General features: G+C 34.0%; 8 protein-coding genes. 4 read left to right on the top strand and 4 right to left on the bottom strand.

Going from position 1 to position 13,699, the window contains the following annotated elements:
- Positions 1–51: 51 nt before the first annotated feature.
- From VRU49_RS06925 to VRU49_RS06910, 4 genes are read left to right on the top strand one after another with little or no spacing between them, the layout of a single operon-like run.
- Positions 52–1,461 (top strand): CCA tRNA nucleotidyltransferase, encoded by a 1,410-nt coding sequence (locus VRU49_RS06925; RefSeq protein ID WP_330146052.1) that lies wholly within the window; start codon positions 52–54, stop codon positions 1,459–1,461.
- A 20-nt stretch (positions 1,462–1,481) separates the two neighbouring features.
- On the top strand, positions 1,482–2,135 hold the full coding sequence (locus VRU49_RS06920; RefSeq protein WP_330146051.1) for an IS1096 element passenger TnpR family protein: 654 nt from the start codon (positions 1,482–1,484) through the stop codon (positions 2,133–2,135).
- A 25-nt stretch (positions 2,136–2,160) separates the two neighbouring features.
- Complete coding sequence (gene miaA / locus VRU49_RS06915) at positions 2,161–3,066, top strand: tRNA (adenosine(37)-N6)-dimethylallyltransferase MiaA (protein WP_330146050.1); 906 nt, start codon at positions 2,161–2,163, stop codon at positions 3,064–3,066.
- Positions 3,067–3,086: 20 nt separating this feature from the next.
- Positions 3,087–4,373, top strand: a complete 1,287-nt coding sequence (locus VRU49_RS06910) for an alkaline phosphatase family protein (protein ID WP_330146049.1) — start codon at positions 3,087–3,089, stop codon at positions 4,371–4,373.
- Between the two features lie 18 nt (positions 4,374–4,391).
- Here VRU49_RS06910 and VRU49_RS06905 read toward each other — a convergent pair whose 3' ends face one another.
- The 4 genes from VRU49_RS06905 to rplL form a co-directional block, all read right to left on the bottom strand.
- Positions 4,392–4,706 (bottom strand): DUF3467 domain-containing protein, encoded by a 315-nt coding sequence (locus VRU49_RS06905; RefSeq protein WP_330146048.1) that lies wholly within the window; start codon positions 4,704–4,706, stop codon positions 4,392–4,394.
- 212 nt (positions 4,707–4,918) lie between these two features.
- Positions 4,919–9,208, bottom strand: a complete 4,290-nt coding sequence (gene rpoC, locus VRU49_RS06900; protein ID WP_330146047.1) for a DNA-directed RNA polymerase subunit beta' — start codon at positions 9,206–9,208, stop codon at positions 4,919–4,921.
- A gap of 96 nt (positions 9,209–9,304) precedes the next feature.
- Complete coding sequence (gene rpoB, locus VRU49_RS06895; RefSeq protein ID WP_330146046.1) at positions 9,305–13,108, bottom strand: DNA-directed RNA polymerase subunit beta; 3,804 nt, start codon at positions 13,106–13,108, stop codon at positions 9,305–9,307.
- A 153-nt stretch (positions 13,109–13,261) separates the two neighbouring features.
- On the bottom strand, positions 13,262–13,639 hold the full coding sequence (rplL, locus tag VRU49_RS06890) for a 50S ribosomal protein L7/L12 (RefSeq protein ID WP_330146045.1): 378 nt from the start codon (positions 13,637–13,639) through the stop codon (positions 13,262–13,264).
- Positions 13,640–13,699: the final 60 nt, after the last annotated feature.

Here is a 13,699-nt window from a genome sequence, read left to right as displayed (position 1 = left end):
AGCACTTTAGCATCGGGGTTAATATAACCTTCGTAAACGCATTTCTATATTTTGACTGAACATCTCGACCATAAAATTTTTAAAACTTTAGCAGAAGTTGCTCAAACTTCAAACATAGAAATATATGTTGTAGGCGGTTATGTCCGCGATATTATGTTAAAGCGATTACAATCGGTTAAAGATATAGACATTGTAGTAATAGGAAATGGTATAGAGTTCGCAGAAAAAGTAGGTTTAAAAATTGGAACTACAGTTTCAGTATTTAAAAACTTTGGGACTGCAATGCTGAAATTTGAAGGAATAGAAGTAGAATTTGTAGGCGCCAGAAAAGAATCTTACAGATCTAATTCAAGAAAGCCAATTGTAGAGAATGGAACTTTAGAAGACGATCAATTAAGACGAGATTTCTCTATTAATGCATTAGCCATTTCTTTAAACAAGAAAGATTATGGCAAACTATTAGATCCATTTAATGGGATTCAAGATTTAGAAAATAAATTAATAAGAACACCTTTAGATCCAGAAATCACATTCTCAGACGATCCTTTGAGAATGATGAGAGCAATAAGATTTGCCACTCAATTAAAATTCAAAATTGATGAAGCTGCTTTTAATGCAATATGTAGTCAGAAGGAAAGAATAAGCATAATTTCTAAAGAAAGAATAACGGATGAATTAAATAAAATTATCTTATCTCCAAAACCCTCAATCGGATTTAATTATTTATTCGACACAGGCTTATTAAAGTTAATATTTCCACAAATGCATCATCTGCATGGAGTAGATTTTAAAGATGGAAAAGGACATAAAGATAATTTTTATCATACCCTTCAAGTACTTGATAATATTAGTAAGCATACTGGCGATTTGTGGTTAAGGTGGGCAGCTATTTTACACGATATTGCAAAACCAGCAACTAAACGCTTTGAAGCTAAAAGTGGGTGGACTTTCCACGGCCACGAAGATAAAGGTGCCAGAATGGTTCCAGTAATCTTTAACCAATTAAAACTTCCCTTAAATGAAAAAATGAAATTTGTGCAAAAACTTGTACAACTTCATTTAAGACCTATAGTTTTAGCAAAAGATGTGGTTACAGATAGTGCTGTAAGAAGATTATTATTCGATGCAGGTGAAGATATAGAAGCATTAATGATACTTTGCAATGCCGATATTACCACTAAAAATGAATATAAGATTCGTAAATACAGAAATAATTTTGAACTTGTAAAGGCAAAACTAAAAAGTGTTGAAGAAAGAGATCAGATTAGAAACTGGCAACCACCAATTAATGGTGAATATATAATGGAAACTTTCGGACTTAAAGCAGGTAAGGAAGTTGGGATTTTAAAAAATCTAATCAGAGAAGCGATTTTAGAAGGCGAAATTCAAAACAATTTCGAAGATGCTTCGGTTTTTATGCTGAAAAAAGCAATTGAATTAGGAATTAAACCAATTAAATAAAAATTTTAGGAATATATAAAATGGTTACATATAGATTTAGAGTTAGTTTTGAAGATTTCGACGATGTAGTTCGTGAAATAGATATTAAAACTACACAAACCTTTGAAGATCTGCATTTGGCAATCCATAAAACTACTGGATATAACCCAAATAAATCTTCTTCTTTCTATGTAAGTACTGATAATTGGTTGAAAGGCGAAGAAATTACCCACCTTCCTTCTGAGCGAAAAATAGAAAGAGGAGTAGCTTTAATGGCTAACTCAAAAATTAAAAAATACATTGAAGATCCTCATCAAAAGTTCTATTATATCTACGATTTTAATCGCCCTTTTGATTTTCATGTCGAACTAATAAAAATCATTCTAGATGCTAATGAAGCATTAGAATACCCATATATTTTCAAAACAATTGGAGAAGCTCCTAAAATTTATGACAACAAAACGTCAGGTTCTAGTGAAGCGGTTTCAAGATCAAAAAAATCTGACGAATTCGATTTCTTAAACGAATTAGATTTTGTACCAGAAGATACGGATGAATTAGAAGCATTAACCAGTTCTGGTATAAATGAAAAAGAATCGGACGACGACCATGATGAGGATGAATTTGGTACTGAAGATGAGGATGAAAATGGATATGATGAGTATGAAAATGATGATCGTAATGATGATTATTAATACGCATTAATTAATTTCCTATTTAATGGCTAAAAAAACGCTTATAGTTATTGTTGGTCCTACTGCAATTGGCAAAACTAATTTAGCGATTGGGCTGGCTCAATATTTTAATACCGAGATTGTATCTGCAGATAGTAGGCAATTTTTCAAGGAAATGAATATTGGCACAGCAAAACCAACTATTACGGAGCAAAATGCCGCTAAACATCATTTTATAGATTCACATTCTATTCATCAATTTTTTAGTACGGGCGACTTCGAAATAGAATCTTTAAAAGTATTGGAAGCTATTTTTTCTAAAAATGATATTGCCATAGCTGTTGGTGGTTCTGGATTATATGTAAATGCATTATGCGAAGGGCTTGATGAGTTACCTGAAACCGATTTAAAAATAAGGGAGCAGTTAAACCAACAACTGGCAGAAGAAGGGATTGAAAGCATTCGATTACAACTTCAAAAAGTAGATCCAAAGTACTTTGATTCAGTAGATCAAAACAACCCACAAAGAATGATAAGGGGTTTAGAAATGTTTTTATCTACGGGTATCCAATTAAGCTCCCTTTTAACGCATCAAAAGAAAGAAAGAAACTTTAATATTATTAAAATAGGGCTAAACATGGAACGAAGTGAGCTCTATAATAGAATAAATTTAAGAGTTGATGAAATGGTAAAACAAGGACTTTTAGAAGAAGTGAAGTCTTTATTACCATATAAACATCTGAATGGTTTAAAAACTGTAGGTTATACTGAATTATTTGATTTCCTAGATCATAAAATCTCTTTCGATGAGGCTATTGCCAAAATAAAGCAAAACACCAGAAGATTCGCAAAAAGGCAATTAACTTGGTTCAATAGAGATCCTCAAATAACTTGGTTTAATCCAAATCAGTTCAATGAAATTAAAGAATTCTTGGACCAAAAAATAAAATAATAAATATCAATTTCACGAGTATGGCTATTAAAATGCATTTCCTTCGTATATCACTATTAATTGCATTCATTTTCTTAGGAATTTCACAGACCAATGCTCAAGATAAAATAACCCAGTACATTGTAAAAAACAAAATCAATAGTAAGGAGCAACAAAAAAAGCCTTATGTAATATTGATTTCAGCAGATGGTTTTAGGCACGACTTTATAGAAAAGCATAATGCTATAAATTTAAAACGTTTGAGCGAAAAAGGGGTTCGCGCTAATTCAATGTCACCTTCCTTCCCCAGCCTTACCTTCCCTAACCATTATACCTTAGCAACGGGTTTATTGCCTCAAAACCATGGAATTGTGAATAACAATTTTTACGATAAAAAATTAAAAGTTAAGTACAGTCCATCAGATACCTCTTTAGTAAGAAATGGGAATATCTATGGAGGAACTCCTTTATGGGTATTAGCTGAACAGCAAAATATGCTTAGTGCATCTTATTTTTGGATTGGTTCTGAAGCTGCTATAAAAAACATAAAACCAACTTATTCATATCATTATAAAAAAGGAACTCCACTAAATGAAAGAATTAATACTGTATTAGATTGGCTTAATTTACCTGAAGATAGAAGACCACATTTAATTACTTTCTATATTGACGAGCCTGATGCAAGCGGACATGCATTTGGACCAAATGCTCAGACCATAACCAATGTGGTTAAACAAATTGATGAAGAAATAAATAGATTAACAGAAGCGGTAAAAAAAACAGGGCTTCCTGTCGATTTTATTTTTGTATCTGACCATGGATTGACTGAAATAGATCGCGAAGCACCAATAAACTTATCAAAAGAATTAAGTCAAACTGGATTATATAGTGTTAGTACTGGATTTATAACCAATATTTTTGTTGATGATTTAATGGATACAACAGAAATCTACAATAAGTTTAAAAATAAAGGCCAGTATTATAAGACATATTTAAAGAAAGACTTTATAAATGAATTTAACTTTGCTGGATCAAATGATGCGGATAATAGAATTGGCGACATAATACTAGTTGCTGAGTGGCCAAAAGTCTTTGCAAGCACTACTCCTTCGCCAGGAGCCCATGGTTACGATCCTCTAAAGGTAAAAGATATGGAAGCTACATTTTTAGCATGGGGGCCATCCTTCAAAGAAGGAATACGAATTAATACATTTAAGAACATTCATATATATCCATTAGTTGCAAAGCTTCTAGGTTTACAAATAACGGATAAAATAGATGGGGAATTAAAAGTATTAGAACCTATTCTAAAACAAAATAAAGAATAATTTAGCTTCTTAAATTTTTTAAGCTTGAGCGGTTGGACCTCCAAAACCCATTGGAAAACCTGGATTTTCATCATGAGTTTTAATTCTTCCATGCACAGCTTCATACTTTTCAATATTATCTTGCATAGCTAACATTAACCGCTTAGCATGTTCTGGAGTTAATATAATTCTTGACTTTACTTTTGCTTTAGGTACACCTGGCATTACTCTTATAAAATCTAAAACAAATTCTGTATTAGAGTGCGTAATGATAGCCAAATTAGAGAATATACCTTCTGCAATATCCTCAGTCAATTCTATATTTATTTGATTTTCGTTTTGTTGCTCTTCCATAATTCAAAAATAAGCCTAAATTTTGATATATTCTCTTTATATAAAATCAATTTTTAATGAATAAGGCGTAAAGAAAACTAGTTATTTTAACTCTTTTAACAAATAACTTATAAAAATATAAGTAAGCAGGAAAAATAAAATTCATTAATTCTAATAAAACAAAAAACCCCTCCAAATAAATTTGAAGGGGTTTTATTTTATTAATCTGAAGTTTATGCTTCTACTTCTTCGTCTTCTGCTTTAGAAGCTAAAAGTTTATCATATTCTTCTTGTGAACCTACTATAATACGTTCGTATCCACGAACACCTGTTCCAGAAGGAATTAAGTGTCCAACGATTACGTTTTCTTTTAGTCCAAGCATATTATCACGTTTACCCGCAATAGCTGCTTCATTTAATACTTTTGTAGTTTCTTGGAAAGAAGCTGCAGAGATAAATGATTTAGTACCTAAAGATGCACGCGTAATACCTTGAAGGATTGAACTAGCTGTTGCTGGTCTTGCATCACGAACTTCGATTTGTTTTAAATCTTGACGTTTCAACTGAGAATTTTCGTCTCTTAATTTACGAAGAGATAAAATCTGACCTGCTTTAACAGTAGTAGAATCTCCTGGATCTACAACAACTTTTTTATCATAGATGTTATCATTTTCAATCATGAAATCCCAACGATCTACCGCATTATTTTCTAAGAAAATAGTATCACCTGGATCTTCAATATGAACTTTTTGCATCATTTGGTGTACAATTACTTCAAAGTGTTTATCATTGATCTTCACACCTTGTAGACGGTAAACCTCTTGAATACCATTTACTAAATATTCTTGAACTGCTGCAGGACCTTTAATAGCTAGGATATCTGCTGGAGAAATTGAACCGTCTGAAAGTGGCATACCAGCTTTCACGAAGTCATTATCTTGAACAAGAATATGTTTAGAAAGAGGAACTAAATACTTTTTAACCTCTCCATCTTTAGATTCAATAGTAATCTCACGGTTACCACGTTTAACACCACCTAATGTTACAACTCCGTCTATCTCAGTTACTACTGCTGGGTTAGAAGGGTTACGTGCCTCGAAAAGCTCCGTTACTCTTGGTAAACCACCCGTAATATCTCGAGTTTTTCCAGTTGCACGAGGGATCTTAACTAAAATTTGACCAGATTTTACTGTTTCATTCTCATCAATAGCAATGTGTGCTCCAACAGGAATGTTGTATCCTCTAATTAAATTACCTTTATTATCTACAATACGAATTGATGGGTTCTTAGTCTTATCTCTTGAATCGATAATAACTTTTTCACGGTGACCGGTTTGTTCATCAGATTCTTCACGGAAAGTTACACCTTCAACGATAGCATCAAATTCAACTTTACCAGCAAACTCAGAAATAATAACTGCGTTATATGGATCCCACGAACAAATTTTATCACCTTTACTTACAGAAGCACCATCTTTTACATATAAGTTAGCACCATAAGGAATGTTATTAGTCATAATAACACGTCCAGTTGTTTCATCAACAATTTTGAATTCTCCTGAACGACCTAATACGATATCAACATCACCCTCATCAGTTTTGGTTTCAACCGTACGAACGTTTTCAAATTCAATACGACCATCAAATTTTGCAGTAATCTGAGATTCTGCTGCAATATTAGATGCAGTACCCCCAACGTGGAAGGTTCTTAATGTAAGCTGTGTTCCTGGCTCCCCGATAGACTGAGCAGCAATTACACCTACAGCTTCACCTCTTTGAACACGTTTACCGGTCGCTAAGTTTCTACCATAACATAATGCACATACTCCTCTTTGAGTTTCGCAAGTTAATACAGAACGAATTTCAATACCATCAAGTGGAGATTGTTCAATTGCAGCTGCAATTTCTTCTGTAATATCAGCCCCTGCTTCAACCAATAAAGTATTATCTATTGGATTATAAACATCATGAAGTGAAGTTCTACCTAAAATTCTATCGAATAATGGTTCAACTATATCTTCATTATCTTTTAATGCTGTTGTATAAATACCTCTTAAAGTACCACAATCTTCATCATTTACAATCATATCTTGAGCAACATCATGTAAACGACGAGTTAAATAACCCGCATCGGCAGTTTTTAATGCTGTATCGGCAAGACCTTTACGAGCACCGTGAGTAGAAATAAAGTATTCTAATACTGATAAACCTTCTTTAAAGTTAGATAAAATTGGGTTTTCAATAATCTCACCACCTGAACCAGATTTTTGAGGCTTAGCCATCAAACCACGCATTCCGCATAACTGACGAATCTGCTCTTTAGAACCCCTAGCTCCAGAATCCAACATCATATATACTGAGTTGAAACCTTGATTATCGCTAGACAATTGGTTCATTACAAATGAAGTTAAACGGTTGTTAATACGTGTCCAGATATCAATAATCTGGTTATAACGCTCGTTATTAGTAATGAATCCCATGTTATAGTTATTCCTTACCTCTTCTACTTCAGCTGCAGCTTGATTTAATAAAGTTTCTTTCTCTGCAGGAATGTTAACATCCTGTAAGTTGAAAGATAAACCACCTCTAAATGCCATCGCAAAACCTAATTCTTTGATATCATCTAAGAATTTAGCAGAACGAGCCATACCAGTCATTTTAACTACTTCACCAATAATATCACGAAGTGATTTTTTGGTTAATAATTCATTAATATAACCTACTTCTTCAGGAACATGTTGGTTGAACAACACACGACCTACAGTAGTATCAATTAATTTATTTACAATAACACCGTTTTCTTTAACATTTACTTTTACTTTAATAAATGCGTGTAGATCTATACGTTTCTCATTATAAGCAATGATTACCTCTTCAGCAGAGTAGAAAATTGAATCTTGACCTTTTACAACTCTAGTTTCATCAGTTCTACGTCCTTTTGTGATATAGTATAGACCCAAAACCATATCCTGTGAAGGTACAGTAATTGGCGTTCCGTTTGCTGGGTTTAAAATGTTATGTGCAGCCAACATTAATACTTGGGCTTCCAAAATTGCAGCATTACCTAATGGTAAGTGAACTGCCATCTGGTCACCGTCGAAATCGGCGTTGAATGCTGTACACACTAATGGGTGTAATTGGATAGCTTTTCCTTCAACCAATCTAGGTTGGAAAGATTGAATACCCAATCTGTGTAGCGTAGGTGCACGGTTTAATAATACTGGATGTCCTTTTAATACATTTTCCAAGATATCCCAAACCAATGGATCTTTTCTATCTACAATTTTCTTAGCAGATTTTACAGTTTTAACAACACCACGCTCAATCATCTTACGGATGATAAATGGTTTGTATAATTCTGCTGCCATATCTTTTGGCAATCCGCATTCGTGTAATTTAAGGTTTGGTCCAACAACAATTACCGAACGTGCTGAATAATCGACACGTTTACCTAATAAGTTTTGACGGAAACGACCTTGCTTACCTTTTAATATATCAGATAATGATTTTAATGCTCTATTACCTTCAGTTTTAACTGCATTTACTTTACGTGAGTTATCGAATAACGAATCTACAGCTTCCTGTAACATACGTTTCTCATTACGTAAAATAACCTCTGGCGCTTTAATTTCAATTAAACGCTTTAAACGGTTGTTACGAATAATTACACGACGATATAAATCATTCAAATCTGAAGTTGCGAAACGACCACCTTCTAAAGGAACTAATGGACGTAACTCAGGTGGAATAACCGGAACAATTTTAACAATCATCCACTCCGGATTATTCTCAATTCTTGTTCTAGAACCACGGAACGCTTCTACAACTTGAAGACGCTTTAACGCTTCATTTTTACGTTGCTGAGAAGTTTCGTTTGCAGCTTGGTGTCTTAAATTATAAGACAAAGAATCTAAATCAATACGTTTTAATAAATCTTCTAAAGCCTCTGCTCCCATTTTGGCAACAAATTTATTAGGATCTTTATCGTCTAAATATTGATTTTCTTTTGGTAATTTATCTAAGATATCTAAATATTCTTCTTCTGTTAAGAAGTCCATAAAGTTGATACCTTCCTCTTGCATTAAACCTGGTTGAATTACTACATAACGCTCGTAGTAAATAATCAAATCTAATTTTTTAGTAGGTAATCCTAATAAATAACCGATTTTATTTGGAAGAGAACGGAAATACCAAATGTGCGCAACTGGAACCACCAAGTTAATGTGTCCCATACGCTCACGACGTACTTTCTTTTCAGTTACTTCAACACCACAACGGTCACAAACGATACCTTTATAACGAATACGTTTGTATTTTCCGCAATGACATTCATAATCTTTTACCGGACCAAAAATACGCTCACAAAACAAACCGTCTCTTTCAGGTTTGTAAGTACGATAGTTAATAGTCTCTGGTTTCAAAACTTCACCACTAGAACGCTCAAGAATAGCTTCTGGTGAAGCTAAACTGATGGTAATACTTGTGAAATTGCTTTTTAATTTATTATCCTTTTTGTAAGACATAGTTCTTTTGTTTTGAGCAGTTAGTAGTTAGTATTTAGTTGTTAGATGAGACTCAACGCCCCTACCTAACTACTAAATACTGTGTACTAAATACTATTAGTCTAACGTAATATCTAAACCTAAACCACGTAATTCGTGAACCAATACATTAAATGATTCTGGAACACCTGGTGTTGGAAGGTTCTCTCCTTTAACAATGGCTTCATAAGTTTTGGCTCTTCCAATAACATCATCCGATTTAACGGTTAAGATCTCTTGAAGAATATTAGCAGCACCAAATGCTTCTAATGCCCAAACCTCCATCTCACCAAAACGCTGACCACCGAACTGAGCTTTACCACCCAATGGTTGTTGTGTAATTAATGAGTATGGTCCAATAGAACGAGCGTGCATCTTATCATCAACCATGTGTCCTAATTTCAACATGTAAATGATACCAACTGTAGTAGGTTGATCAAATTTATCACCCGTTAAACCATTGTATAAATACGTACGTCCAGAAGCTGGTAATCCTGCCTTAGCAATATACTCTTCTACTTCGTCGTGTTTAGCACCATCGAAAATTGGAGTAGCAAATTTTACACCTAACTCTTTACCAGCCCAAGCCAATACAGTTTCGTAAATCTGACCTAAGTTCATCCTCGAAGGTACACCAAGTGGATTTAAAACGATATCTACTGGCGTTCCATCTTCTAAGAACGGCATATCTTCATCACGTACAATACGAGCAACAATACCCTTATTACCGTGACGACCAGCCATCTTATCACCTACTTTCAATTTACGTTTCTTAGCTACGTAAACTTTAGCCATTTGAACAATTCCAGATGGAAGTTCATCTCCAACAGAAATCGCAAACTTATCACGTTTATAAGCACCTAATTCTTCGTTTACACGAATACCATAGTTGTGTAATAACAATCTGATTTGATCATTTTTATCATCATCAGTTGTCCATTTATATGGATTAATATGTGCATATTCTAAATCAGCTAAAATCTTTTGAGTAAACTTAGCACCTTTAGGAATTAATTGCTCTTTATAAACGTTAAATACACCTTGAGAAGTTTTACCATTTACAATAGTGAATAATTTATCAATTAATTCTGCTTTTAAGTTTTCACTTACAATAGCATAATTTTTATCTAATTTTTCAATTGCCGCTTTCTCTTCTGCTTTGGTAGTTTTCTTTGCTCTAGAGAACAATTTAGTATCAATAACTACACCTTTAATAGATGGAGGAGTTTTTAAAGAAGCGTCTTTTACATCACCTGCTTTATCACCAAAAATAGCGCGTAATAATTTTTCTTCAGGTGAAGGATCAGATTCTCCTTTTGGAGTAATCTTACCAATTAAAATATCACCTTCTTTAACTTCTGCACCAATTCTGATTATACCATTCTCATCCAAATCTTTTGTAGCTTCTTCAGAAACGTTAGGAATATCTGGTGTTAATTCTTCTTCACCACGTTTTGTATCTCTAACTTCTAATTCAAACTCTTCAATATGAAGTGAAGTGAAGATATCTTCTCTAACGATACGTTCATTAATTACAATCGCATCCTCAAAGTTATATCCTTGCCAAGGCATGAAAGCAACTTTTAAGTTTCTTCCTAATGCCAGTTCACCATCTTGAGTAGCATAACCTTCACAAAGTACTTGTCCTTTAGTAACTTTCTGACCTTTCTTAACAATTGGTTTTAAGTTAATACAAGTATTTTGGTTGGTCTTTTTAAACTTAGTTAATTTATAAGTTTTGCTATCTCCTTCAAATGAAAGCAATCTATCTTGATCATTTCTTTCATATTTGATAGTAATTTCATTAGCATCAACATACTCTACAATACCATCGCCTTCAGCATTAATTAAAGTACGAGAATCGCGAGCAACTCTACCTTCTAACCCAGTACCAACGATTGGCGCTTCTGGTCTTAATAAAGGTACAGCTTGACGTTGCATGTTTGAACCCATCAACGCACGGTTAGCATCATCATGTTCTAAGAAAGGAATTAATGATGCTGCAATAGAGGTAATTTGATTTGGAGCAATATCCATTAAATCTAATTTCTCTGGCTCAATGATCGGGAAATCGCCTTCATAACGCGCTTTTACACGTGGAGTTATAAAGTTTCCTTTATCGTCATATTGAGCATTTGCTTGCGCGATAGTTTTTCCATCTTCATCTTCAGCAGATAAATAAATCACTGGTTCGTCTACAGCTACTTTACCATCTGTTACTTTTTTATATGGAGTTTCAATGAAACCTAAACTATTAATTTTTGCGTGAACACAAAGAGATGAAATCAAACCAATGTTTGGTCCCTCTGGAGTTTCAATTGTACATAAACGACCATAATGTGTATAGTGAACGTCACGCACCTCGAAACCTGCTCTCTCACGCGATAAACCACCTGGACCTAAAGCTGATAAACGACGTTTATGTGTAATCTCAGCTAGCGGGTTGGTTTGATCCATAAACTGTGACAACTGGTTAGTTCCAAAGAATGAATTAATAACAGAAGATAAAGTTCTTGCGTTAATTAAGTCTGTTGGAGTAAACACCTCATTATCACGAATATTCATACGCTCACGAATAGTTCTAGCCATACGAGCTAAACCTACACCAAATTGAGCATATAATTGCTCACCTACTGTACGTACACGACGATTAGATAAGTGATCGATATCATCCACCTCTTCTTTAGAGTTGATCAACTTAATTAAGTATTTAACGATAGCAATAATATCTGCTTTAGTTAATACTTTAACATGATCTGGAGTATCCATTTTCAACTTACGGTTGATGCGGTAACGACCAACATCTCCTAAGTCATAACGTTTATCTGAGAAGAATAAACGCTCAATAATACCCCTTGCAGTTTCCTCATCAGGTGGTTCTGCATTACGTAATGCACGATAGATATTTTCAACCGCTTCTTTTTCAGAATTGGATGTATCTTTCTGCAACGTATTGTATATAATAGTATAATCAGCTTGACTAGCACCATCATCTTTAGATAAGATAACAGTTTTTACACCAGCTTCGATGATTTGATCAATATGTTCGTCTTCTAAAACGGTATCGCGATCTAAGATTACCTCGTTACGTGGAATAGAAACCACCTCACCAGTATCCTCATCTACGAAATCTTCAACCCAAGATCTAAGAACTCTGGCTGCTAATTTTCTACCGATATATTTTTTTAAACCAGATTTACTAGCTTTAACTTCATCTGCTAAATCAAACAATTCTAAGATATCTTTATCAGAATCGTATCCGATTGCACGAAGTAAAGTGGTAACTGGGAATTTCTTTTTACGATCAATATATGCATACATTACGTTATTAACGTCTGTAGCAAACTCAATCCATGAACCTTTAAAAGGAATTACACGAGCCGAATAAAGTTTTGTACCATTGGTATGGCGACTTTGGCCGAAAAACACACCAGGAGATCTATGTAACTGAGAAACAATTACACGTTCAGCACCATTAATTACAAATGTTCCTTTAGGAGTCATGTAAGGAATAGTACCCAGGTATACATCCTGAATAATGGTTTCAAAATCCTCGTGTTCCGCATCATTACAAGAAAGCTTTAATTTAGCTTTCAACGGTACACTATAAGTCAATCCACGATCGATACATTCTGGAATGTCATAACGAGGTGGGTCGATAAAATAATCTAAAAACTCAAGTACGAATATGTTTCTTGAATCTGTGATTGGAAAATTTTCCGCGAACACTTTAAACAATCCTTCTGTATGACGATTATCTGATGTCGTTTCGATTTGGAAAAATTCTCTGAAAGATTGCAACTGTACATCCAGAAAATCAGGATAATCTATGATGTGTTTACTGCGCGCAAAATTTACTCTTTGCTCTACTTTATTTGCCAAGGGACTAAAGTTATTTTAGTTTAAGAATAAACTATTTGTTTGGCCTTAAGAAAACCCAATCATCGACCAAACAAAATGATAGGTTTATAAACAGGAATAGACTCCGACAAAATTCTGCCGGAGTCTCCCCCAATATCTGTTTAAATTAAGTTATTACTTAATCTCAACTACTGCTCCAGCTTCTTCTAATTGTTTTTTAAGAGCTTCAGCTTCGTCTTTAGCAACACCAGCTTTTAATTCTTTAGGTGCACCATCAACTAAATCTTTAGCTTCTTTTAAGCCAAGACCAGTTAAATCTTTTACTAATTTAACTACAGCTAATTTCTGACCACCAGCGTCTTTAAGAATTACATCAAAAGATGTTTTTTCTTCAGCAGCAGGAGCGTCACCGCCTGCAGCAGGACCAGCAACAGCTACTGCAGCAGCAGCAGGCTCAATACCATACTCATCTTTTAATATTTGAGCTAATTCATTAACTTCTTTAACTGTTAAGTTTACCAATTGCTCAGCAAACGATTTTAAATCTGCCATTTTTATAGATTTTTAAAATTTTACTTGTTTAATTATTTTGTTATGAACTTAAAGGGTTCA

The organism is Pedobacter flavus (assembly GCF_036324285.1).
Taxonomy (GTDB): domain Bacteria; phylum Bacteroidota; class Bacteroidia; order Sphingobacteriales; family Sphingobacteriaceae; genus Pedobacter; species Pedobacter flavus.
The sequence above is the reverse complement of the archived record's forward strand: the minus strand, read 5'-3'. Positions and strand labels throughout refer to the sequence as shown.

Bases quoted from the DNA above. Each gene is read 5' to 3' on its own strand.
- VRU49_RS06910 (WP_330146049.1), top strand. From the start codon at position 3,087: ATGGCTATTAAAATGCATTTCCTTCGTATATCACTATTAATTGCATTC.
- rplL (WP_330146045.1), bottom strand. From the start codon at position 13,639: ATGGCAGATTTAAAATCGTTTGCTGAGCAATTGGTAAACTTAACAGTT.
- VRU49_RS06920 (WP_330146051.1), top strand. From the start codon at position 1,482: ATGGTTACATATAGATTTAGAGTTAGTTTTGAAGATTTCGACGATGTA.
- miaA (WP_330146050.1), top strand. From the start codon at position 2,161: ATGGCTAAAAAAACGCTTATAGTTATTGTTGGTCCTACTGCAATTGGC.
- VRU49_RS06905 (WP_330146048.1), bottom strand. From the start codon at position 4,706: ATGGAAGAGCAACAAAACGAAAATCAAATAAATATAGAATTGACTGAG.
- rpoC (WP_330146047.1), bottom strand. From the start codon at position 9,208: ATGTCTTACAAAAAGGATAATAAATTAAAAAGCAATTTCACAAGTATT.